The following is a 24343-nucleotide window of genomic DNA, read 5'->3' as shown; positions in this document are numbered from 1 at the left end:
TTATATCTGCAGTAATTCCAAAACTTCTTCCCAAGTCAACTTGGAAATGACCTCATCATCCGAGTTGATCACTTTCTTGACAAGACTCTTTTTCCTATTTTGCAAACTTAAAATCTTCTCCTCAATAGTATTCAATGTTACCAGCTTGTAAGAAGAAACTGATCTATTTTGTCCAATCCTATGCACCCTATCTGTAGCCTGATTCTCCACAGCAGGATTCCACCACATATCGTAATGAATCACTGTATCTGCTCCAACGAGGTTCAATCCAGTTCCTCCTGCTTTCAAAGAAATCAAAAACACAGCCAAAGAGGGATCCTCATTGAATTGATTAACCAAACTCAATCTGTTCTTGGTGGAACCATCTAAGTACACAAAAGGTATGCCTTTTGCTTCCAAATCCTGGCGAATAATTGTTAACATCTTTGTGTACTGACTGAACACCACGGTTTTGTGCCCAGCTTCCACTAAAGATCCTAACAAATCCATCAACATGTCATATTTTGCTGAATCCCCCGGCTCCGGAGAATTTTTTGCAAAAATAGCCGGATGGCAGCAGATCTGCTTTAGCCTAGTAAGCGTAGCTAGTACATGAATGTGGATTCTATCAAAACCTTCTTGTTTAACAAGTCTTGAAAGTTCTTGTTTGGCTGAAGCAGCATAAGATTGATACAGCTCCTTCTGAGAATCTGTCAAATGACAATGGTACAAAATCTCTGAAACAGGCGGCAGATCCTCTAAAACATCTTCTTTCATTCGACGAAGGATAAACGGAGCTACTTTCTTTTTTAAAGCGTCCATATTATCCGCTTTGTTCCCCATGTAATTCCCCGTACGAATATACTTGCCAACAAACCGATCGTAACTACTCAATAAACCTGGCATTAAGAAATCAAATAGACTCCACAACTCTTCTAAAGAGTTTTCTATAGGTGTTCCTGTCAATATCAGTCTATGGTTTGCCTTAATCATCTTGACAGATTTGGCATTACGCGTAGTTCTATTCTTGATGTGATGAGCTTCGTCTAAAACTACATAATCAAAAACGAAGTCTTTGTATACCTCCACATCTTTTTGCAACAAATTATAGGAGGTAATAACAACATCATAATCCTGTAAAGAAGCCAATTGCCGTCTGCGCTGCAAAGGAACCCCGTCAACGACTTGAACCTTGAAGTCAGGGTTGAACTTACGAAATTCCTCCTTCCAATTATACACCAAAGAAGTTGGGCAAACAATCAGCGAGGGACCAGATTCTTTCTCCATCTTACTTTGCGTAATAGCAATAATAGCCTGTAAAGTCTTCCCCAACCCCATATCATCTGCTAAGATGCCGTTAAGGTGCATCTTCCGAAGCCTTTCCAGCCAACGCACTCCCTCTGTTTGATAGTTTCTTAGTGTAGCTTGAATTTGTGTAGGCACCTCCTGGGAGGAAAATTCCACTTCCCCGCGAATCTGTTTTTGAATTTCCAACAACTTCTCACTCATAGTGAAATTCACTGGTAATCCAGAAAAATGTTCCGCTGACACTCCTGTCAAACTCCACAAAGGACATTTTTCTACAAAGTCATCGAGAACCTTAAATCCTAATTCATTAAAGATTTGCACAACAGGCGCGATTTTTTCTAAATCCAAGACCAAAATACACGGAAGCCTAGAAGCTGTGGCGCTCTTGCTTCTTCTACTAGAAACTTTCGACTGTCCTACTTTAGGAGATAATTCCAAAAAACGCTTCTTGGCACTAATACAATCCCATAGTAAATCTATGCTTGTACCTTTAAGCAAACCGTTAACTTTTAGTTCTGCCTCACAATGATTAACATCACTTCCTTCACGAAAATGTAAATCAAAAACTGTTTCATCATAAATGAACTGTTCTGAAAGATTTTCTGGGCAGTTGAAAGTGATTCGATGCTGATTATTCGGAATTGTCTCTGTCATAAACTCGACAATCTTCTTCTCACTTTTGACGTGAAAAGCACCATCCCGTTCGTCGTAGATAAAGCCTGTGAAGACTTCCTCTATCATTTTCCTCTCTTCCACCAGGCTCCTTGATAAAATCCCATCCTCCCTAACGAAAGCACAAACATCCTTGTACTGTAGAGACAATGGTGAAGCCGGTATTTTTAAAGACCCATACAAAAAATATAATTTAGCCTCTAATTCTCCATCCAAGTAGCTCATGTCACAGATAGCTTTTACTTCCTCTACAAACGGAAGCGTAACGAAAGAATTCAATACATTAACATTAGAAACCTCGGCATACTCCCGAAAAACAGGCAAAGCATTTTCCCTAAAAGATCCAAACAAAGGCTCAGGGACCGTCACATCCCGCAATTGAGCGAACGATCTCAAATGCGTTCGCTTAATCTGGGAAGCAAACCTTCTATATACGTTCTTGTAGATAACGCCCGGAGCATCTGATTCTAACAAAAGGGCCTGCTCTGGCTGAATCTCTTCATCATCGACTATAAGGGAGGGCGTCATAAGAACAGCCTTGTACGGGGTATCAAACAAGTCTAGGTGGAATTTCATTTTCGCTGGTGTCGCAGACCAACAAAGAGGCTCCTCTAAATTACCGCAAAAAATTCCTGAAAAACACTCTCTCTCAGAAGACTGTCCATTTCTCTCGGCCAACTGATGCTCGAACGTTTTAGCCAAAATTACGCCTAGAGAAGCTGATGAAAGCTGAGCTGACTTAAGTAAACGCTCATCACCATTTACATTAGCGTACCTAGCATACCGGGTTAACAAGTCTATCATCTTCCTATCGGAAGGGGAAAAGGACTGCATGGTAAAAAAGAATCTTCTTCCACTCAGTACTATTGGCTCTTGATAAAGCACCCCCTCCAAAAAAACTTTTATATTAGGAACATAGAAAGGTTTTGATCGACAAGGCATTCTTAGAACCAGCTGGAACTCTATACGATTCGAAGAAAACACATCCTCAGTAGAGTTTCCTGTAAATAACACTGCCAACTCCGCAGAATCTCTTTCTAAATATTCCAAAGGAAGGAAAAATGGATTGGCACTGAGAGCTTGTGAAGCTTGAATATATTCACTCAAAATTTCCTTTTGATGCTCCCGATCCTTCCTTTCCTCTTCTCTGGTTGCTGCCTCCTCAAAAGTCTCCTGAAGTTCCCTTTTAACCTCTTCCTCGATAGCCCCATCTTTCTCTAGATCGGTTTCTTTGGCATAGGCCACAACCATCTCATTGAAATTTTGCTCTAGGTAAAAAAGTAACGCCACAATATGTTGGCAATCGTAATTATACGAGCAGTCACAATTCGAATCGATAGTGTCAGATTCATTCCTGTCTACCTCAATTTCGCACTCATAAACGTTATCATATGGGCCCCGAACTTGAGCACCTATTCTAACTGTTTCGCCGTCCATGGACAGGATTTTACCGTTCAGAACTGTTCCTTGATCAAACAATTCCTTCCCCTCTTGAAGAACATTTGCAGAAAAATCTCGTCGTAATTTGCGAAAATTGAGCATTTCCCCTCTAATTTGGAGTCTTTGTTTAATAGAATTTACAGAGTTTGCTTACTTGTACTCGTTTGTATAGTGTAAATCAACGAAAAATTTTAGTGCACTTTTACCCCTGCGACACGCTAAAAAACTTTTCCCGTACATTTTGTAACGCTAACATTTGCTAAAAACTCTGTAAATCACTAGTATGGTCTCCCTATAACGTTTGTTCTGTGTGCGGGTGTAGCTCAGTGGTAGAGCGCCACGTTGCCAACGTGAAGGTCGTGAGTTCAAGCCTCATCACCCGCTTTCGCTTCGAAAAGAAGTTCCCTTCTTACGTAACAAAGGTGATTAAGTGTCTCAGAAATTTGAAAATGAGAGTTTCTCTATAAGCTTGGAAGAAAAGCCTGGGTGCGTTGTTACAGCTTCCGTGCTAATTTTCCCGAAACTTCTGGAAGACCTGAGAAAAAAAACTATAAAAGCCATAAAAAAAGGCATCACCTTACCAGGGTTCCGCAAGGGGAAAGTCCCCGACAGCATTGTTACTTCCAAGTATGCTTCCTCCTTAGACAAAGGGATGAGAGAAGAGGTTGTAAGAGCTGCTTATCGTTCTCTTGGCGAGTTGGCGAAGAAGCCTCCCTTATCGGAAAATGCTTTCCGCCACATAAGGATAGAAAAACTTAGCGAAGAAGGGGCGGAAATTTCTGTAAGCTATGAGTCTTTTCCTGTTGTTCCAGAGGTTGATTTGGGTCAGTTATCTCTGACGGAGACATTTTCTGAAGAACCTATCGTCACTGAGGAAGACATGCGTTCTGGATTAGAAAATGTTGCCTACTTTTTTGCTACAAAAACCCCTGTAACCAGAAATTCGCAAGAAGGTGATTTCATTTCTCTGTCTCTTCATGTTTCTGAGGGGAGCGATGAGGAAGCAGGATCTCTAGTTCCTGTTTTTGAGAATAAGTATTTCAAATTATCCCAAGATGAAATGAGTGACGTCTTTAGAGACAAATTTCTGAATGTTTCTACAGGAGCCAAAATTGTTGAGAAGATTGAGTCGGATGACATTAAATCTTTTCTAAGAGGAGACACTTTGATATTCACCGTCAATTCAATCATAGAGGTAAATGTCCCTGAGTTGGACGACGAAAAGGCTCGTCAGGTGCACGCAGAATCTTTAGAGGATTTAAAAGAGAAACTACGCATTCAACTCACCAATAAGGCGAAGAATGATTTACATTCAAAGAAGTTAGCTGCAGCAGAAAAAGCTCTAGCAGATTCTGTCTCCTTTGAACTTCCTGAAACTCTATTTAAGAACCGTTTAGAGGCTGTCGTTCGAGAAAAATTACTGAATGCGCGGCTTATCCAGTACTGCTCTGACGCGGAACTAGAAGAACGCAAGGAAGAGATAAAAAGAGAGGCAGAAGAAGAAACAACTCGAATTATCAAAATATCGTTCCTTATCCATAGCATTTTCCAACAGGAGAAGCTACAAATTTCTCGGGATGAGCTACAGATAGCTTTGGAGCTGTGTTCGCGAGAACGATTTGGCGTTAATCCTCCGAAAGAAGCTCTAACGAATGACGTGTTGAGAGAACTGGTAGCAACAGCGAGGGAGCGCTTGACCTATCAAAAGGTTATGGAGCATGTTTTAAAGAAATGTTGTTCCCAGTCATCAACAGTTACTGCATAAGGTTTCTTCAGGAAAAAACTTGACCCTGTAAGGCCTTAATCATAGAATTCGGGATTTTAAAGAGAATTTTTGTTGCTAGAGGATTCCCTATGGAAGATTTGGCAGTTTTGTTTTCAGCAATAATAGGTTCTCAGAATTCCATGGGAGTTGCCCTGTAGTTGAACGGAGACTCCCTTAACAATTTTGTGAGAGGATGAAGAATGACTTTGGTTCCATATGTTGTAGAGGATACGGGAAGAGGCGAGCGTGCAATGGACATCTATTCACGACTCCTCAAAGATCGGATCGTGATGATCGGCCAAGAAATTACCGAACCTCTAGCAAATACGGTCATTGCTCAGTTGCTATTTCTAATGTCTGAGGATCCTAAAAAAGACATTCAGATTTTTATCAACTCGCCTGGAGGATATATTACGGCGGGATTAGCTATCTACGATACAATTCGTTTTTTGGGATGTGACGTAAATACCTACTGCATCGGGCAGGCAGCTTCTATGGGCGCTCTCCTCCTTTCCGCGGGGACTAAAGGTAAAAGACATGCCTTGCCTCATAGTCGAATGATGATTCACCAACCTTCCGGAGGGATTATGGGAACATCAGCCGATATTCAGCTACAAGCAGCAGAAATTTTAACTTTAAAGAAGCATCTTTCCAAAATCTTGTCTGAGTGCACAGGCCAATCAGTAGAGAAAATTCTAGCTGATTCGGAAAGAGACTTCTTCATGGGAGCTGAGGAAGCTATCGCTTACGGCCTTATAGATAAGGTTGTTACCTCGGCAAAAGATAAAGACCTTTTACATTAAGCCTATCTATGAATAAAAAAAACTTAACACTCTGTTCTTTTTGTGGTCGTTCAGAACAAGATGTAGAAAAACTTATAGCGGGACCATCGGTGTACATTTGCGACCACTGTATCAGGTTATGCTCTGGGATTTTAGATAAGAAGCCTTCTACGCCTCCGCCTCCCGAAAAAATCTCCGCGAGTCAAAATTCTTCTTCGTCCGAAACGAAAGACTTGAAAGTTTTGACCCCAATAGAAATCAAGAATTGCATAGATGAGTATGTTGTAGGACAAGAAAGAGCAAAAAAAACCATTGCAGTGGCTGTTTACAATCACTACAAAAGGATACGAGCACTATTACAAAATAAGACGGTCGGTTATGGCAAGTCCAACGTTCTTCTTCTTGGCCCCACGGGATCAGGAAAAACTCTAATAGCCAAAACACTAGCCAAAATTTTAGATGTTCCCTTCACAATTGCCGATGCCACCACTCTTACTGAGGCCGGTTATGTGGGAGAAGATGTTGAAAATATCGTCTTGAGACTCCTTCAAGCTGCTGATTATGACGTTTCTCTAGCTGAAAGAGGCATTATTTATATCGATGAAATAGACAAAATCGGTAGAACTACAGCGAATGTTTCTATCACTAGGGACGTTTCTGGAGAGGGTGTCCAGCAGGCTTTATTAAAGATCATTGAAGGAACTGTGGCCAATGTTCCTCCGAAAGGCGGGCGAAAACACCCTAACCAAGAATGTATTCGAGTCAATACGGAGAATATGTTGTTCATCGTTGGAGGAGCCTTCGTTAATTTAGATAAAATCATAGCCAAACGGTTGGGCAAAACAGCCATCGGATTTACTGGCGACACCACTACACTCTCTCAAGAATACAAAGATCATCTTTTGTCTAAAGTAGAAACCGAAGACTTAATAGCTTTTGGCATGATCCCAGAGTTTATTGGAAGGTTTAACTGCATTGTCAACTGCGAGGAACTTTCTTTGGATGAACTTGTAGCCATTCTTACAGAGCCGGCTAATGCTATTGTTAAGCAATACACAGAATTGTTTGCTGAAGAAAATGTAAAGTTGGTCTTTGAGAAAGAAGCTCTCTATGCTATAGCTAGGAAAGCTAAGCAGGTGAAAACTGGGGCTCGGGCCCTTGGGATGATTTTAGAAAATCTCCTACGAGATTTGATGTTTGAGATACCTTCTGATCCCACGGTGGAAAAAATCTGCATCAAAGAAGAAACCATCGTAAACAACGAACTTCCAGAAGTTGTTCGAAGGACTCCTCGGGCTATCGCGTAGCAATGTCAAATAGACAACAAAGCTTTGGTTAAGTCGAACTATGATGACGGATCGCTTTGAATCGGCAAAGAAGATTATTACTGTTTTGAAAAATGCCGATTGTGAGGCGTTTTTCGTTGGCGGTTGTGTTCGCGACATGATTATGGGTCTCCCTATCGGAGATATTGACATTGCTACTAATGCCTCTCCCGTTCTGATTTCGACATTATTTCCTGATACCATTGCCATAGGAGCAGCTTTTGGCATTATCGTTGTAAAACAGGATGGAGTGCTATTTGAGGTGGCCACGTTTCGTTCGGATGGAAATTATTCCGATGGGCGACACCCCGACCGGGTGGTTTTTTCCTCCATGAAAGAAGATGCTCTACGAAGAGATTTCACCATCAATGGCTTATTCTATGATCCATTTGCGGATAAAATCTTTGATTATGTCGATGGAATTAAAGATATAGAAAGGGGGATTATTAGAGCCATCGGGCATCCTCGAGTACGTTTTACGGAAGATAAACTACGTATTCTAAGAGCTGCTCGATTTTCTTCTCGCCTGGGATTCTCTATAGAACCTTCAACTCGAAAGGCGATTCTCAAAGAGGTTGATACTCTCACTGTCTCAGTATCCCCAGAACGTATATGGCAGGAACTGAAAAAAATTGCAGCCTTTCCTAACCTTTACCAAGCTGTAGCTCTTCTTGAAGAACTCAAGATTCTGCAAACTGTATTTCCTGAATTAAGGTCTCTTCCTCTTACTTCAGTGAAAAGAGCCATGAAATGCCTCGAGCGCCTAACAACTCCACTACCATCTATCCTCTACTATCTTCCCTTGTTTACAGGTTTATCAACAATAGAGAAAAAAAATATTTTCCTCCGTTTGAAAGTTTCTTCAAAGGAGTTAGAGCTAATTGAGGAGTGGGATGAGGCTTTCCAGGAATTTTCTAAAAAAAATATTAACAGAGTTTTTTGGGCGCATTTTTTTGCTTCCTCAAAAGCAGAACTTTTTCTTCCTCTCTATGGAGCTTTACTCCCACAAGAAGATTCAAGGAAAGACTTTATGTCTAAAACCTCTAGGCTAAAACAAGAACTTTATCCCTTTACTATGCGAATAAAAACAAAACGCCCAGTAGTTGCAGCTGCAGATTTGATAGCCAAAGGTGTGGCTCCCGGCAGGCTACTTGGCGACCTTCTTAAAGAAGCCGAAACCCTATCTATAGAAAAGAACAACCAAAATAAAGAAGAAATTTTACACTTGCTCAAATCTCATGGTTTTTGGAAATAAATTCTTTATCTAAGTCTAAAGAACTTTCTTAAATTATCAATTTTAATGCTTCAGATTTAATTTTTTAACTTTTATCATTTCCCCCAGATATTTAAACCCTTATTTCGGAATCTTTTATGTTGCGTATCGCTATCTTGGGAAGACCTAACGTGGGGAAATCTTCTTTGTTTAATCGCTTATGTAATAGATCACTGGCTATTGTCAGTGACGAAGAAGGTACTACAAGAGATCGTCTAGTAGCTACAACCAAAAGGTTCAATTTTTCTGTTTCCCTAATTGATACAGGGGGAGTAGATAAATATTCCCCAGATAAGTTTCAAAAAGATATAGCTAAACAAGCTCTTATTGCTGCTGAAGAAGCAGATTTCATTCTATTAGTCACCGATATCCGCTGTGGAATTACCGAGGAAGACGCCAGAATAGCAAAAATGTTAAAACCCCTAAATAAACCTGTCGTTCTGGTGGCCAATAAAGCTGATTCAAAGAAAGAAGAGCAACGTTTACATGAGTTTTATAGCTTGGGATTTCCAAATGTAGTGGCACTCTCTGCCGCTCATGGGAAACATATAGATTTTTTGGTCCGCACTGTAACAAATCTGGCTGTCTCTCCAGTACAAGAAACGTTGCTTGAAGAAAATTCGTTTCAACAAAAAGATCTTGAATCTTCCAATAACGCTTCTAACCCAGAAGGAGAATTATCTCCCCCCATCAATGATTCTACTGAAAATTTTGTGGAACATATACTTGAAGATTTCTCGGAATTAGATCGCGAAACTTGTCAATCAACTATTCCCTCCTGTTCCTTGAGAGACTCTATTAAAGTAGCTCTTGTGGGTCGTCCTAACGTGGGGAAATCTTCCCTTATCAATGCATTACTCAACGAAGAACGTTGCTTGATAGACAATTCCCCAGGGACCACAAGAGACAATGTTGATGTCCTGTATTCTCATAAAACAGGGGACTATTTGTTCATTGATACTGCAGGGTTAAGAAAAGTCAAAAGTATAAGAAACCCCGTAGAATGGATTTCTTCAGCCAGAACAGAAAAGGCTATCGCCAGGTCAGAAGTTTGTTTACTAGTTATAGATGGTTCCCTAAGCCTATCCTCTCACGACAAGAAAATTCTTTCCTCCATTGCTAGAGCTAAAAAGCCTTTCATTATTTTGATCAATAAATGGGATATGGTAAAGGATATTCGGATGGAGCACTACGTTCGAGACCTTCGAGCTTCCGACCCCTATTTGCAAGAAGCCCCCATCCTATGCGTTTCCGCAAAAACTCGTCGCAATCTAGATAAAATTTTTGCAACTATTCAAGGTTTACACGGAATAGCTACAAGAAAAATTCCGACTTCTTTGTTAAATAAAACACTCGTTAATACTTTAGCCAAACACCCACCACAACTAATTGCTAAAAGGAGATTGCGAGTATATTACGGAGTACAAAAAAGTTTTTCTCCTCCTCTATTTTTATTATTTATTAATTCTAAATCTTTATTAACTAAATCTTATGAGCAATATTTAAGAAACAATCTTAGGGATGCCTTTAATTTTCATGGAATTCCTTTTGATATAGAATTAAAAGAAAAGCCAAAAAGATATAATTAACTTTTGATTCTAATTGTAACTATTGGTATTAACTAATTAAAAAATTAATTTTATTAATTAGAGAGTTTTACCATGACTTACAATTCCTTTGAAGAAGAATACGACCCCTACTTGGAAGAACACCTTAGCCAAAACTCTGATGAGTCTCGGTCCCTGGACCTCTATACAGAAACTGGTGTATACATAGAAGAAAATCAAAAAGAAGACAGCGACCTCCTTATTGTTTTAGGAGACGCTATTCTACCTGAAACAAGACAATTTTACATTAATTCGAATAGCCTAGCCTACACCAGGACTTTAGGAGATACCTGGTCCGCCTGGTTTCAGATTCCCCCAGAAAAACTACCCATTAAAAGCTTAGATTTTAACGCAGTCCTGCGCACCGACTACATCATTACTACTGGCATAGAGCAATTATTCAACGGACCTAGAGACTTCCCCAAGGCAAACTCAAGCTTAGACAATATCATCATCTCAATACGAACGATTTTGGATCACTACGTGCAGTTCTTCATAGCTGATGATCGAAGAACCTTCTGGATTAGAAACTACAGTATACCTGAAGGGTGGTCTGAGTGGCATATTTTCAACTAGCTCTCGCTATTAATGCCAAAAATACGAAGCCTTCCCACATGAGAGAAGGCTTTAACGAAGTTTTTATTCTTCCCCCGAAGATGGAGCTAAGGTTAGTGTCTTAGGAATCACTTCATTATAAGATCGGTTAAAAGATGTCGCTACCGTCGGAATAACATTTTCTTGAGGACGTTCAACAGTTAGTTCCAACATCAATAAATGCTTTGCTATATCCACTCTAACATCTCTAATAAGAGCTTCAAACAAAAGAAACGATTCTTGTTTAAACTCTAACAGGGGGTCTTTCTGTCCCACCGTACGTAGTCCAACTTCACTTCGCAAAAGATCCATATCAACAATATGATCCTTCCATTGCGCATCCAGATGAAAAATCATCAGAGAGCGAGCCACATCTGCAAGCAAAAACTGTGCGTCAGTAACTTCTCCAGAAGCTTCCAGCCCACCAATAATTTTCCCCATTTTTGCGTCAAAGGTTTTGCCCAAAAGTTCTGACAAAACAGCCCCAGCTCGTTCGGGATCTCGTAATGACTTAAGATATTCGATATCTACTTCTGCTGGGAAGGAATGATACAACCACGCTAACGCCTTTGGCAATTGGAAACCTGTTGTTGCTTGCTCATCATACAAAGCATAACTCAAGACACTACCAACCTCTTCCAAAACCTCCCTAGCCAACAACAAAATATCTGAAGAATGAATAATCTCATTGCGCAGAGCGTACACCACTTGCCTCTGTTTATTCATAACATCGTCATATTCTAGGGTATGCTTACGCACAGTGTAATTTCTACCCTCTACCCGTTTTTGCGCAGTTTCTATTAAGCGAGTTAACATAGGATCTGACATAGCCTCCCCTTCTGGCGGACGAAAATGTCTGATCAAAGCGTTGAGCTTCGGAGAAGCGAACAATCTCATTAGGCGATCCTCGAAAGATAAGAAAAATTTAGCACTTCCCGGATCCCCTAGCCTAGCACAACGCCCCCTAAGCTGACGATCTATTCGGCGAGACTGATGTCTGGTAGTCCCTAAAACATAAAGCCCCCCTACAGCAATCGCCTCTTCATCTAGCTTAATGTCCGTTCCTCGCCCAGCCATGTTAGTAGCCACAGTCACAGCTCCACGTTTACCAGCCTGTGCTATAATTTCTGCTTCTTTAGCATGATTTTTCGCATTTAAAACCGTATGAGGAATGTGCTTCTGCTTCAAAATTCTAGACAATTTCTCTGAGACTTCAACAGATTCTGTTCCAATAAGGATGGGATTCCCTTTTGCATGGACTGACAGAATTTCATTAACAATAGCGCTATACTTCTCTCTGTCAGTCATATAGAACTCATCATCAAAATCCACTCGTAGACAAGGCTTAAAAGTTGGAACCTGTAACACATACAAGCCATAAATCTCTTTAAATTCTCTGGCCTCCGTGATGGCCGTCCCAGTCATCCCAGCAAGTTTGTCGTACAACCTAAAATAATTTTGAAGTGTAATTGTTGCATACGTTTGAGACTCCTTACGAATCGGCACCTGTTCTTTAGCCTCTATTGCTTGATGAAGTCCTTCAGAAAACCTTCTTCCGGGCTGAGGACGCCCCGTGTGCTCATCTATGATAATAACTTCATTTCCTTCAACAATATAGTCTATATCTTTTTCCATTAACAGATGCGCTCGAACTAGTTGTCGCAAACCATGTGCTCTGGACTTACGTAAAGTATCTTCTTCCGATACCGCTATCTTTTTGTCCATTTTCTCTGCTGGCGACAGTGCCTCATCAGCGTCTATGGAAGAGAAAATATCTCCAAGATCCAGCATGACAAAATCATGGTCACTAGCTCCAAGGCCTTCAACCCACTTTTGCATCCCTTTATCTGTGAGCTCAAAATCATTGTTTCTTTCATCCACGATAATAAACAACTGAGATAACTGCTCTAAGGCCTCTTCTTTATTTTGCTCGGCGTGGTAGTAGATATCCCATTTATCAATCAACATTCTGAGATCTGGGTGTTCACGAACTCGACGCAAAACTCTGTTGAGGGGCATTCCCTTACTGACCAACCAAAGCGCCCGGCAATGCTCTGAAATTTCCTCAACAACCTTTTTGTTTTTAGGCAAAACATCCGTTGTAAGGTACCCTTCCAAACCTGAACGGGCAGCAAGAGCTTTCGCGTTACAAAAATCCCTCTGCACTCGAACTAATTCTGAAACTTTGTCCTTTAATTCATGATACACAGGATTATTTTTCTCTCCCGGGCCTGAAATAATGAGAGGAGTGCGCGCCTCGTCAATCAATACAGAGTCCACTTCGTCAATAATTGCAAAATAAAATCCCCTCCCGACTTGCTCCGAGGCAGTGGAAGCCATAGAATTATCTCTTAAGTAGTCAAAGCCAAATTCCGAAGCTGTTCCATAAACAACATCACAAAGATAAATTTCTTTACGCTTTTCTAGGGGCGTTCCCGAGGTCAATACCCCAGTAGTTAACCCCAACCAACGCAGGATAGACCCTACCCACTCACAATCTCGTTTTGCCAGGTAGTCATTGACAGTGATGAGATGAACAGGGCGTCCGCTAAGGGCATTTAGATATAAAGGCATAACAGCCGTTAAAGTCTTTCCTTCTCCTGTTTGCATCTCAGTTATAAAACCCTTATGCATTCCTATGGCACCAAGAATTTGGACGTCATAAGGAACCATATCCCACTCTTGTCGATAGCCAGAAACTTCTATTCGCACTCCAGAAAAACGCCGGCAAACATTTTTCACCGTTGCATAAGCCTCAGGCAACAACTGATCCAAAGTCTCCCCCTGAGCTATCCTAGCTTTGAACTCCTGGGTTTTTCCTTTCAACTCTTCATCTGACAACTGGGTCAACTCTTGATCAAAGGCATTAACCTTCTCGACGATTTTTTGAAATTTTTTTAAAGTCCTCTCTTGAGAAGAGCCAAAAAACTGTTTTACGAAGCCTAACATTTTCCGATTACGCTATTAATTTGAAGTCCAATACTTACAAGCGCTACCACGTCGGCAGACGCGCTAACCTTAGCGCTTAAAGATTTTTCAATTTCCACCTACCATAACGAATTTCCCTTAATAAGACGATGAAAAGTTCCCTACGAACCTCGAAAAGGATTGACTGAAAGGGAGCTTAAAAAATAGAAAAATCAAAAGCTCATCCTACACTACTGCTTGAAAAAAATCTTTTGAAAGAAATTTTTTCTTAAAAAAAATCGCATTAGGCAGCTAAAAGCTCACTAAACTCAGAAATAAGCTGATTATTCAGAGGTAGTTTCCTACGAAGATTTCTTAAGATCAGCGAACGCCGCCGCTTAGACTCTTGCGACGAATCAGAACTTGATAGAAAAGTCTGTATTTCATAGGCCACATCAAAATACCCCGACCGAGCCTCACAAGCACTAAGCAATTCAAGAGTCTCCGTATTCCGAACAACTCCCACAGCTTTTCGAGCGTAGGATAGTCCTTCTTCAGGGGAAGTTAAAGCAGCGAGACCTATACCCGATAACCACGCCAATGCTTTTAACGCTCCCAAATGCTCTGGAAACAGCGCTACTGCTTTCAAAAATATCTTTTCTGCTTCACCATATTTTCCCTGCCGACACAGGCTAAGTCCATAATCAAAGCAACAGTCGGGATTTCCAGAATATGTTGGACACTTCAAAGCAAGCTTCCAGCAACTTTCGGACAAGGAATAATCTTTAACAGCCATCGCCGCAGAAGCTGCGTGCCGCATCAGCAGCGCGTCTCCTCTTTTCCATAAAGGACTACTTTGGTAAATGAGTAAAGCTTGGTGTTGTCTACCCATTTTTTGTTCACAAAGTCCGATATTAAACAACGCTTCATCTCTATAAAAAGACTCCTTCAACAAGGATCTAAAAAGAAGCTTGGCCTTCTCATAATCAGCTATTAACCTCGATGCTTGAGCAAATTTGTAAATGATATCCGAGGAACAATACCCTAGGGAAGAAGCTCTTGAGTAAAACTCTGCTGCATCAGCGTATCGCTTAGATGCGAAATAAATATGACCTAGGGCTATGAAAGTTTCCTGGGGAGACAGAGGAGAAACCAAGGGCTCTATCAAACTACAAGCAAGGTCCAACTCCCCTAGTTGGACCAGAGCAGATGCATACTTTGCTACATCTTGCTCTTCCAAATTTTCTTGACGAATTTTAGAAAAAAACTGAGCTGCCGTTTTATAGCTTCCTCTTCGATAATCTCTGTATCCTAGTTCAAGATAGTATCGGAAATCTTTAGAGTCAAACCGTTGAATTTGATCTAGGTATAAGTCAACCTCTCGAAATCTACCCGTTTCTCGAAGAATCCGAACATAATCGATGAGGTACTGTTTACGAAACCTTCTTTTTTTCAAAAGAGGAAGTAACTTTTGCTCCGCGACTCCCCAATCTTTTATTCCGATACAGAAACGGACCTCCTTGATTGCTCGAGCGGCATATCTGCGAAAAGCAACAACGCGCGAATAAGCTTTAGCAAGCAAAGCCAGCACCAGCCCCACCACCAAGATCCACGACACCATTATCCACATAATTTGCCAATCCAGATAAAACTCTGCTCTTGCGATACCAAAAAAAATCTTTAATGTCTCTAAAAATCGCACTTTTGATAAAAACCTAAAGACTGGCCCATCTTACAAAAAGTCTCCAACCCCATCCTTGAATTACTGGCAAGATCTTCATCAAAAATGATAGTGCCCGGCTGGAACAGCAGGATAATAGACGAACCCCCAAAAGAAAAAAAACCTTTTTCATCACCCTTGCGGTACATTTTTCCCGGAACAAATGTGTTATGAATGCTGCCTACATTCATAGCTCCTATTTCTAGGCATAGAACCTCACCAAACAATTTGCTATTTAAAACAGTCAACATTCTCTTATTTTCGCAAAAATGGACAAAGTAATCACGCATGGCTAAAGGATGCACAGAATGTAACTTTCCCGAAATAAGTTGGCTTTGAGAGGGCACGCAATCAAAAGGGAAGTGAAATCTGTGATAATCAAATGGAGCAAGTCGAATAATAACCATGGCTCCTTGCGCATATCGCTTGACCAATTTTTCCTTTCTTCCAAGCAATTTCTCTAGAGAAAATCGCTTACTTTTGACAACAAATTCTCCGAATTCGGAGACATTCTTATAGATCAAATACCTACCATCAGCAGGTGCTACTGCAACATTATCCTCCTGAGCAATAGGTCTCGACTCTGGACGCAGTTTTCTTGTAAAGAAATCGTCAAACGACCGGTACGCCGATAGTTCTTTAGTACACTCTTGGGCATTCACATCATATCGACGAACAAAAGGAACTATTTTTTTTCTCGTTACAGGAAGTCTTTGTATCCAACCGTAAAAACGAGAAAACACCGCGTATGAGGACACTATATCGGCCAACCACCGACCAATCTTGGAACCATAGATTGCGTTCATTGTTTTCTCGCAATAAACGGGCTCTATTAATCTCTTTTTACTTTCTCTATCAACGTAACAATGACTGTGGTCCATACCTTCCTTTAGAAGAAACCCAATCTCTAATAATAGTTTTAAAGCAAAAAATATTCAAAACTATTATTAAAAAATAGTTTTCGAGTTCATAAATATTGTTGAAAACAAAAAGATTTTTATCCTTTCCTACACATAATCAATATGCACTTGTTGTTCAATAATGCTTTTGTACGTTAAAATGTTCCTAAGAATGATGCTTAATCATTGCATAAACCAAGAGCCCTAATTTCTCCAAATTACTACGCGACCATTTGTGAGACCAAAACTAGTTGAGTTGAAACCATGTTACTCAATGCGACCATCGCTGCTATAGCTACAGCCCCAGGGGAAGCTAGTATCTCCGTAGTGAGAGTTTCCGGGCCAAAGGCCATAGAAGTTGCTGAAGCAGTATTTTCTGGACCTGTGTCCAAATACCCTTCTCATACAGTGCATCTAGGGTCCGCTTTAGAAACTTCAGGCAAGATCATAGATAAATGTCTAGTTCTCGTGATGCGAGCCCCTAAATCTTTCACAGGAGAAGATACTGTTGAATTTCAATGCCATGGGGGCTATTTCGCTTCCACAAAAATTTTAGAAGCCCTTCTTTGCGCAGGCGCTCGTTCAGCCCTTCCAGGAGAGTTTACACAGAGAGCTTTTCTCAATGGCAAGATAGATCTCATACAAGCAGAAGCTATTCAAAACATCATTGTTGCAGAGAATGCTGAGGCATTCGATATAGCTCAAAACCACTTAAAAGGAAATTTTTCCCAAAAAATATCTCACATATCTCAACTCATCGTCCAGGCACTGGCTTTTCTCGAGGTACAAGCAGATTTTCCTGAAGAGGGGGAGGATTTCTCCATGCTAGATCAATCTAAAACATGGATCTCTGAGGCGCTTTTGTCAGTACAAGAATTACTCGACAGCTTTGATGAGGGCCAAAAACTTTCTCAGGGGGCAACAATTGTCTTAGCAGGCAACCCTAATGCAGGAAAATCTTCTCTATTAAACGCTTTTTTGGAAGAGGACAGAGCTATAGTCACCGACATTCCAGGAACTACTAGGGATATGCTGAGAGAAAATTGGACGATAGGAGGGAAAAGCGTTAAGCTCGTAGACACAGCTGGAAGGCGGGAGGCTAAAGATCCAGTAGAAAAAATAGGAATCCAAAAAAGTTTTGAAGCTATGGAAAACGCAAAACTCATCTTATGGGTAGCTGACCCTTCAGATACACAACTTAACTTACCTGAAATTTTAAAACAAAAACCCTCCTTTCTTATCTGGAACAAGACAGATCTATGTCACCCGATTCCAAAAATTGAAGCAAATATTCCACAATATGCCGTATCTGCAAAAACTCGCATAGGCCTCCGTGAATGTAAACGGGCTATAGGCAAATGGTTGCAAGAACACACGCAACAAGCTAGCTCCAAAGTGTTTTTGGTCTCTTCAAGACACTACAATATTTTGAACAAAGTCTTGGAAAAGTTACAGGCAGCTCTTCAATCTCACCAATCTGGCATAGAACCTGAATTCATTGCCTTAGAATTGCGAGAGGCTCTACAAGAAACCGGAACCCTATCGGGGAAAGAAGTTACGGAAGAAATCCTGGGAGAAATCTTTAGTCAGTTCTGCATAGGCAAGTAATTATGTCATTACCTAAAAAAAAATTGATCCTAGACAAGCTCGCCCTACTGTTCCCTGATCCCCAGCCATCTCTTGTCGGTTGGGAGACCCCCTTTCAATTTCTTGTTGCTATTCTCCTTTCAGGAAACTCAACAGACAAAGCTGTCAATACAGTGACTCCCCAACTTTTTCTAAAAGCCCCCTCACCCGAAACCATGTCCTCTTTGAGTTTCGAGCAATTGTACGCCCTAATAAAACCCTGTGGACTAGGGGAAAGAAAAGCTTCATACCTGCTAGATTTGAGTCGATGTCTACTCCGAAACTATCAAGGCAACCCACCGAAGACGTTGGATGAGCTAACCTCCCTCCCGGGAGTCGGACGAAAAACAGCTTCCGTTTTTCTAAGTGTGCTGTACAACATGGAGACGTTTCCCGTAGACACCCATATCCTCCGACTAGCCCAAAGATGGGGTATAACTAAAGCAAAAACTCCTACTGCTGCGGAAAAAGACTTGGTAAAATTTTTTGGACAAAAAAATTCTAGAAAGCTACACCTCCAATTGATCTTATTCGCTAGAAAATACTGTCCCGCGAAAGGCCACCAAGTGTCTTCATGTCCCATATGTTCTTGTTTATCAAAACAAAAAACACCCGATTGATTTATTCTCCTCTCCTGTTTTACTTTGTTTTTAAAACTTAGAAAGAGTAAACTTCCCTGTGAATCGTTTCTCTAATTTGAATTTTATCTTATGAAATTTTCCAGCAAAAATAATAAAAAGAAAAAACAAACAGCGCCAATTTCTTTTTTATCTATTGCTGGCACAGTTTTCGCTATGTTTTTCGGTGCTGGCAACACCGTTTTCCCTATCGTTGTTGGAGCAATTAACTATCCTCATTACCTTTGCGCAAGCTTTGGTATGATCGTTTCTGCAGTCATCGTCCCACTCTTAGGCCTGATAAGCATTCTCCTTTACTCTGGAGACTATAAAAAATTTTTTCTGTCCATAGGAAAGATTCCGGGGATGTTCATTATTGTTGCTATCCTGTGCCTCATAGGACCTTTCGGAGGAATCCCTAGAGCCATTGCTATCTCGTACTCCACCCTAGCATCCTTTTCGGTCAAAACAAGCTTCCTTCCTTCACTCCCTTGGTTCAGTCTGTTATGTTGTATCCTTATCTTCTTGTTCTCAAATAAATTATCTAACCTTGTGGCCTGGCTAGGATATATCTTCTCCCCCATTATGCTGTTGTCCTTAGGATGGACCGTGGTACGCGGGTTAATGCAAGAATCTCATATTCCCGATCTTGCTCTCCTCCATCCATCTCGTCCACAAGCGTTCTTATCGGGTGTGATAGAAGGTTTCAACACTATGGATCTTCTTGCTTCTTTCTTCTTCAGTTCCATTCTCATCGTATCCTTGCGCGAATTATCAAGACAAAACAACCATCCAGGGCATGCGTCCGACGAGTCGCCTTTAGCATTTCAAAATATCGGAGAAAAATCTAAAAAAACTATCTTCTTTGGGTTCCTTTTAGCCAGCTTCTTTTTAGCTGTGGTTTACGTCGGATTCTCCGCGCTATCTTCTAGACATTCGGGAGCGCTCCTACATTTCCCTAAGGGAGATTGTCTAGGAAGGATTTGTCATCTCACTCTAGGAAGCAAGGCGTTCATTCCAACTCTAGGGATTTTTATAGCTTGCTTGACTACAGAAATTGCTTTAACAGGAATTTTTGCAGACTTCATGCGAAGAAGTTGCTTGCCCAAAAACACACCTTTTTCCGTAGCAGTTGTTATTACTTTGGTTCCTACCTATCTAGTATCTATATTGAATTTCGATAACATAAGTGGTTTGCTTTTGCCTGTTTTACAATTTTGCTATCCGGCACTCATAGGCTTGACTATAGGCAACATTTGCCACAAATTATGGAACTTACGCCACGCTGGCACCGTGTTCTTCTACGTGATTCTTGCTCTCGAATTGGTAATGAAATGCCTATAACAAGATCCTTTGGGAAACAACAGATTTTTCAAAAACACGCCATATGATTTTAAATTCTTTGCTAGCTCATGCTCGCGAAGCTCATGAGCAACTGGAAATACACAGAAGTAACGTAACTGTTGATTTTGTCAAAAATTGTTACGAAATACATTTTCCTTCCGATGAATCTCCTGATGGTTTTTGGACATCTTTTCTAAAATTAGGACTCGATAATCCTGAAACCCTTACCTTTGCTTATTGCAATTGTCCTGATGGAGAAGATTGTTTCCATCCTCTAGCCTCGTATCTGGCACTAGAAGAGCTTTCTTTTCTTTTGCCTTTGCATAAAAGCTTCGAAAGTTCTTTTTGGAATCAATTGTTCCTTCACCTTTTTGAATCTTCTGTAGAAGTTGCTCCAACAACTAACAACACTTTTACTATTAGCGATCCTTCCTGTAACCTCTCCATATCTTGCAACACTCCTGACTCCTTTGCCCTCTTAGTCAAGATTCTCAAAACATCCCCTGAAGCTTCTCTTACACCTCTACTTCTAGAAGCTTTTTCTAAGCAAGAACTCTCTGCATGGAAAGATGGACACACATCGATAGAAATAGATTACGCGCTTTCTCCTCACTATTTTTTAGCCAAACATTTCTACTTGCACCAACTAAAAACTAGTCTTTTAAACTTCCAGGAAGACGCGGACAAGCAACCCTTTGAATTTTCCATAGATACTCCTCTTTTGTCCTTAAAAGGTTCTTTACTTTCTCGCCCCCTCGCAGATAAAATTTTTCAAAGTATCTCGTTTGAAAGAACCAATCTTTCTTACTGGCCAAAAAATTATATTTTGTCCGACATCCAAGTCTCTGAAAATCCGGTAGTCCTACACTGCAGGAAGCATTACGATCCCATTCCTGAAGAAATCTTAGAGCATTCTAACATCCCTATCGGGAGAATAAAGTATCTTCCAGGTAAAGGGGGGGTTATCCGTCCTGTTAATGAACAGTTAACCTTGCCTCTTTCTAAACTAGAAATTCTCCCTGAACAGCTAAAACAACAACTTTTTTCCGTCTTACCTTATGAGCAGACGCCATTGACTGTTCACTACGAAATGCAGTTTCTAAGAGATGCCTCCCTAATCGCACATGCCTACCTTAAAACTCCAGGAGACCTCAAAGACGCACTTGTTATCAATAATACTTTATTATATACCCCCGGAAAGGGGTTGGTCACTGTTACTGAATTGCCTCTGGGAGATAAAGATATTCTCATAAAAGCGTGTGACGTTGATCATTTTCTCAACGTTTATGGAGACAAAATCACTACGCAAGGCTTCACAGTCCACAAAGAAGGTCAATGCCCTGGAGAGTTATCTTATTCTGTAACGACACAAGGAACTTTACTCTTTCGCTACCAATTAGATGACGCCAACCCTCAGACTACAGAAATCATTTTTGATCAGTGGATCTTTTTTCCCAAGTACGGATTCTTTCCTAAACTCACTTTATCCACTCCTGTACAAGATGGGACTACTATCGAAGCAAAAGATGTGCACAAATTCATAGAAGAAAACGCTTCTCTTTTGGTGAAAGTACGAAACTTCTTCGCTTCTGAAAACTTTACCGACAAATTGTTCTTGGAGGCCTCCTTCGATGAAAAAACATCAGAGTTAACGCTAACTCCTACTTTAGAAGGTTCCCCCAAAGGAACTTATCATCTTTTTGGTTCCTACTTGTACCGTGAAGGCAAAGGATTTTCGCCTATTCCTGATGAATTATTGCCCGCAAGCTCTTACGCAGGGATTGTTCCTTCAGACAAAATCCCGCATTTTATGACAGAAGTTGTACCCTCTCAACCTTTTTTCCGTCTGGTGGACAGTTCATTACAGCTGCCTAAAAAATATAATTTGATTGTTAACAGCATCTCGTCAACAACGGAAGACCGTTCCCTCCAACTCGAGCTTACTTTACAAACAGATATAGGTGAGGTGCCTTTGACCAAGGTCTTATCAGCTTTAAAAAAGAAAAAAACTTTTTTAGTTTCCAGTGCAGGCTTTTTAAATTTAGAAAATAATTTATTATTCCAGTTTCTTGCTCAATTTCTACCAAAGCAATTTTCTTCCAAAACCAATTCCATTACCGCGACAGCAACAGATATTTTTAAATTGGACGCCTTAGCTTCTTTAGTTTTGTCTCCCAATGTACAGGCAGCAGATCATGATCTACAATTTTTTCAACAGCTAACCCAAATCAAAGATTCCTGCCTTCCCCCCTTACCGACAGATAAGTTTTCTACAGACCATAAATTACGTCCTTATCAAGAGAGTGGGCTGTTATGGTTGTGGTTTTTGTTCGGGCATCGATTGTCTGGGCTATTATGTGATGAAATGGGTTTAGGAAAAACTCACCAAGCCGTAGCCCTACTAGATATTGTTTTTCAGACAGGCTGCGAAGAAGGCTCTTGCCCCTCATTTTTGGTTGTGTGTCCGACAAGTGTGCTGTCCCACTGGGAACATATTTTAAAATCTAATCTACCAAATGTATCCGTAGCTTCTTTTCATGGTCCTGAAAAACCTTCTTCTTTGCCTGGTGTTGATCTGGTCCTTACCTCCTACGGAACTTTACGGCAAAATTATCAATTGTTTTTCGATAAAGACTTCACTGTAGCAGTTTTTGACGAGATTCACATGGCTAAAAACAAAAATAGTCAAACCCACAAGGTCCTAGCTCGATTAAACGCTCGTATGAAACTGGGATTAACAGGAACTCCCGTTGAAAACAATATCCTAGAATTTAAAGGGCTTATCGACACTATCCTTCCTAATTATCTGCCTTCAGATTCCATGTTCAAAAAGATGTTTTCCAAAAAATTAGGAAAAGACAGTGACTTATCTATGAAAGAATCCCTTCTGAAATTAACTCGCCCATTTATCCTTAGGAGAACAAAAAAACATGTCCTCCCAGATTTACCCGAAAAAATGGACCATACCCTTCCCTGTGCTCTGTCCAGAGAACAAGAGGCTCTCTACACCTCCGTGCTGAAACGAGACTCCTTCCATGTTCAAAAGCTCGAAAGTGAGGATAATACCCCCTCGACTTACATTCACATATTTGCCTTGCTTAACCATCTTAAGCAAATTTGCGATCATCCAGCTGTTTTTTTTAAAAAGCCAGAAGATTATAAACAGCATACTTCTGGGAAATGGGACCTATTTTTGAAAATTCTCCATGAAGCTTTAGATTCCGGATACAAAATAGTTGTTTTTTCTCAATACATTAACATGATTCGCATCATATGCCTCTACTTGGAGGAAATAGGTATAAAATATGCTTCCATTCAAGGAAAATCTCTAAACCGAAAAGAAGAAATAGAAACCTTTGCTTCTGATCCCAATTGTCGGGTTTTTGTTGGATCATTACTTGCCTCCGGCACAGGTATCAATTTGACAGCAGGAAACGTAGTGATAATGTATGACCGTTGGTGGAATCCAGCAAAAGAAAATCAAGCTCTAGATAGGGTTCATCGTATAGGACAAAAAAATAAAGTTTTTATATACAAGCTAATGGCAACAAATACGCTAGAGGAGAGAATTAATGCTCTCATAGAAACCAAAACAAAACTTCTAGATAGCGTAATCGTTAGCCAAGATTCTAATATTCTCCACATGCTGAACAAAGAAGACCTACGGACCATCCTCTCTTACGGAGAAGATTTACAAAACCAGGCCTTCACTGCTTCAGAGCTGGAAAATCAAAGAACAAATGAAACACCTTCTATCAAGAAAGAAAATTCGGAAGACACTACTCTTGACATCATGACCGCTAAAGAAGCCCTGAACGAAGAGTTTGAATTAGGAGATTTTTACGAAAAATAACTTATTAAAAAAAACTTTTCTCCGAAGACAACATCTTATATCCCTTATACAAGACAGGAGCTCCGACCAAAAGACAGTACATCATAGCGCTTTTGTTCCACGACAAAGTCAACACGCCGTCCTTGGAAAAAAGAAACAAAAGCAAGGAAAACATCGTTAAACCTAACCCAGCGGTAGTCATGACGAAAGGTACCGCCTCTCTCCAGTCTACGGGCCTATTATCAGAATCCGTACGAGCGGAGTGTTCTTCAGAGTAACCTCTGTTCTCCGTAGACAGCACAGAATCCCAATCGGACGATGAAACAGAAAATAAACCCGAAGAATCTTCCAAACCACTCTCCTGAGGAGCTTCCGGAGAAAGATGGCAGGACGAAAAAGCACTACCCGAAACGGGAGGATCTTGCAAAAAAGCACTACAATAGGGGCACTGCGCCACGTGGATAGAAACACTCCCTTCGCATTTCCAACACAATCTCTTACCATCCAACTCTCTTGGCAATGACATATGGACCTCAAAAAAAAGACACCACTCCAAATGAAGGAAAGACTTCTAGCTCAGTTCTGGACGCTAGCCCCCACAGAATAGCAACGTTCCCTAGTAAAGATTATAATTTACCCTGTGAAAAAATCAA

At 40.6% G+C, this 24343-nt stretch carries 14 protein-coding genes, 1 tRNA gene and 1 pseudogene; 11 read left to right on the top strand and 5 right to left on the bottom strand.

Annotation, left to right across the window (positions count from 1 at the left end):
* A complete protein-coding gene (locus KJA62_RS00080) occupies positions 1-3501 on the bottom strand; it encodes a DEAD/DEAH box helicase (RefSeq protein WP_213318014.1) in 3501 nt (1166 codons plus the stop codon).
* Between the two features lie 210 nt (positions 3502-3711).
* Here KJA62_RS00080 and KJA62_RS00075 point away from each other — a divergent pair.
* From KJA62_RS00075 to KJA62_RS00045, 7 genes are all read left to right on the top strand, one after another.
* Positions 3712-3783: transfer RNA gene (locus tag KJA62_RS00075), tRNA-Gly, on the top strand.
* A gap of 46 nt (positions 3784-3829) precedes the next feature.
* Positions 3830-5164, top strand: a complete 1335-nt coding sequence (gene tig / locus KJA62_RS00070; RefSeq protein ID WP_213318012.1) for a trigger factor — start codon at positions 3830-3832, stop codon at positions 5162-5164.
* Positions 5165-5364: 200 nt separating this feature from the next.
* A complete protein-coding gene (locus KJA62_RS00065) occupies positions 5365-5967 on the top strand; it encodes an ATP-dependent Clp protease proteolytic subunit (RefSeq protein ID WP_213318010.1) in 603 nt (200 codons plus the stop codon).
* An 8-nt stretch (positions 5968-5975) separates the two neighbouring features.
* Positions 5976-7253 carry an ATP-dependent Clp protease ATP-binding subunit ClpX gene (gene clpX, locus KJA62_RS00060; RefSeq protein WP_213318008.1) on the top strand — a complete coding sequence of 426 codons (1278 nt, stop codon included), beginning with the start codon at positions 5976-5978 and terminating at the stop codon, positions 7251-7253.
* A 40-nt stretch (positions 7254-7293) separates the two neighbouring features.
* Complete coding sequence (locus KJA62_RS00055; protein ID WP_213318006.1) at positions 7294-8526, top strand: CCA tRNA nucleotidyltransferase; 1233 nt, start codon at positions 7294-7296, stop codon at positions 8524-8526.
* Positions 8527-8642: 116 nt separating this feature from the next.
* Positions 8643-10133, top strand: coding sequence for a ribosome biogenesis GTPase Der (der, locus tag KJA62_RS00050; protein WP_213318004.1), 1491 nt, complete (start codon positions 8643-8645; stop codon positions 10131-10133).
* A gap of 72 nt (positions 10134-10205) precedes the next feature.
* Positions 10206-10727 (top strand): hypothetical protein, encoded by a 522-nt coding sequence (locus tag KJA62_RS00045; protein WP_213318002.1) that lies wholly within the window; start codon positions 10206-10208, stop codon positions 10725-10727.
* A 63-nt stretch (positions 10728-10790) separates the two neighbouring features.
* On the opposite strand, the gene secA is transcribed toward KJA62_RS00045, so the two are convergent.
* The 3 genes from secA to KJA62_RS00030 form a co-directional block, all read right to left on the bottom strand.
* Entirely contained in the window at positions 10791-13694 is a 2904-nt protein-coding gene (gene secA, locus KJA62_RS00040) for a preprotein translocase subunit SecA (protein WP_213318000.1), read from the bottom strand.
* 262 nt (positions 13695-13956) lie between these two features.
* Positions 13957-15282 carry a tetratricopeptide repeat protein gene (locus KJA62_RS00035; RefSeq protein WP_213318921.1) on the bottom strand — a complete coding sequence of 442 codons (1326 nt, stop codon included), beginning with the start codon at positions 15280-15282 and terminating at the stop codon, positions 13957-13959.
* 59 nt (positions 15283-15341) lie between these two features.
* The gene (locus KJA62_RS00030; protein ID WP_213317998.1) at positions 15342-16253 is read right to left on the bottom strand and encodes a phosphatidylserine decarboxylase; all 912 of its coding nucleotides are present in this window, start codon (positions 16251-16253) and stop codon (positions 15342-15344) included.
* 282 nt (positions 16254-16535) lie between these two features.
* Here KJA62_RS00030 and mnmE point away from each other — a divergent pair, with 282 nt between their 5' ends.
* The 4 genes and pseudogenes from mnmE to KJA62_RS00010 all read left to right on the top strand — a co-directional run.
* Positions 16536-17879, top strand: coding sequence for a tRNA uridine-5-carboxymethylaminomethyl(34) synthesis GTPase MnmE (mnmE, locus tag KJA62_RS00025; protein WP_213317996.1), 1344 nt, complete (start codon positions 16536-16538; stop codon positions 17877-17879).
* Between the two features lie 2 nt (positions 17880-17881).
* Positions 17882-18517 carry an endonuclease III domain-containing protein gene (locus KJA62_RS00020; protein WP_213317994.1) on the top strand — a complete coding sequence of 212 codons (636 nt, stop codon included), beginning with the start codon at positions 17882-17884 and terminating at the stop codon, positions 18515-18517.
* A 90-nt stretch (positions 18518-18607) separates the two neighbouring features.
* Positions 18608-19858: a branched-chain amino acid transport system II carrier protein gene (gene brnQ / locus KJA62_RS00015; RefSeq protein WP_213317992.1), complete on the top strand. Its 1251-nt coding sequence runs from the start codon at positions 18608-18610 to the stop codon at positions 19856-19858.
* 43 nt (positions 19859-19901) lie between these two features.
* A pseudogene (locus tag KJA62_RS00010) lies at positions 19902-23549 on the top strand (DEAD/DEAH box helicase); the annotation flags it as partial.
* 166 nt (positions 23550-23715) lie between these two features.
* Here KJA62_RS00010 and KJA62_RS00005 read toward each other — a convergent pair.
* Positions 23716-24216, bottom strand: coding sequence for a phage holin family protein (locus KJA62_RS00005; RefSeq protein ID WP_213317988.1), 501 nt, complete (start codon positions 24214-24216; stop codon positions 23716-23718).
* Between the last annotated feature and the right edge of the window lie 127 nt (positions 24217-24343).

Origin of the sequence: Chlamydiifrater volucris (genome assembly GCF_902806995.1) — a bacterium.
GTDB classification, from domain to species: domain Bacteria; phylum Chlamydiota; class Chlamydiia; order Chlamydiales; family Chlamydiaceae; genus Chlamydiifrater; species Chlamydiifrater volucris.
This window is presented reverse-complemented; position numbering and strand designations above follow the sequence as displayed.

Coding starts and splice junctions, on each gene's coding strand:
- KJA62_RS00005 (WP_213317988.1), bottom strand. CDS start 24,216: ATGTCATTGCCAAGAGAGTTGGATGGTAAGAGATTGTGTTGGAAATGC.
- KJA62_RS00030 (WP_213317998.1), bottom strand. CDS start 16,253: ATGGACCACAGTCATTGTTACGTTGATAGAGAAAGTAAAAAGAGATTA.
- KJA62_RS00020 (WP_213317994.1), top strand. CDS start 17,882: ATGTCATTACCTAAAAAAAAATTGATCCTAGACAAGCTCGCCCTACTG.
- secA (WP_213318000.1), bottom strand. CDS start 13,694: ATGTTAGGCTTCGTAAAACAGTTTTTTGGCTCTTCTCAAGAGAGGACT.
- mnmE (WP_213317996.1), top strand. CDS start 16,536: ATGTTACTCAATGCGACCATCGCTGCTATAGCTACAGCCCCAGGGGAA.
- brnQ (WP_213317992.1), top strand. CDS start 18,608: ATGAAATTTTCCAGCAAAAATAATAAAAAGAAAAAACAAACAGCGCCA.
- KJA62_RS00035 (WP_213318921.1), bottom strand. CDS start 15,282: ATGTGGATAATGGTGTCGTGGATCTTGGTGGTGGGGCTGGTGCTGGCT.
- clpX (WP_213318008.1), top strand. CDS start 5,976: ATGAATAAAAAAAACTTAACACTCTGTTCTTTTTGTGGTCGTTCAGAA.
- KJA62_RS00065 (WP_213318010.1), top strand. CDS start 5,365: ATGACTTTGGTTCCATATGTTGTAGAGGATACGGGAAGAGGCGAGCGT.
- KJA62_RS00080 (WP_213318014.1), bottom strand. CDS start 3,501: ATGCTCAATTTTCGCAAATTACGACGAGATTTTTCTGCAAATGTTCTT.
- KJA62_RS00045 (WP_213318002.1), top strand. CDS start 10,206: ATGACTTACAATTCCTTTGAAGAAGAATACGACCCCTACTTGGAAGAA.
- KJA62_RS00055 (WP_213318006.1), top strand. CDS start 7,294: ATGATGACGGATCGCTTTGAATCGGCAAAGAAGATTATTACTGTTTTG.
- der (WP_213318004.1), top strand. CDS start 8,643: ATGTTGCGTATCGCTATCTTGGGAAGACCTAACGTGGGGAAATCTTCT.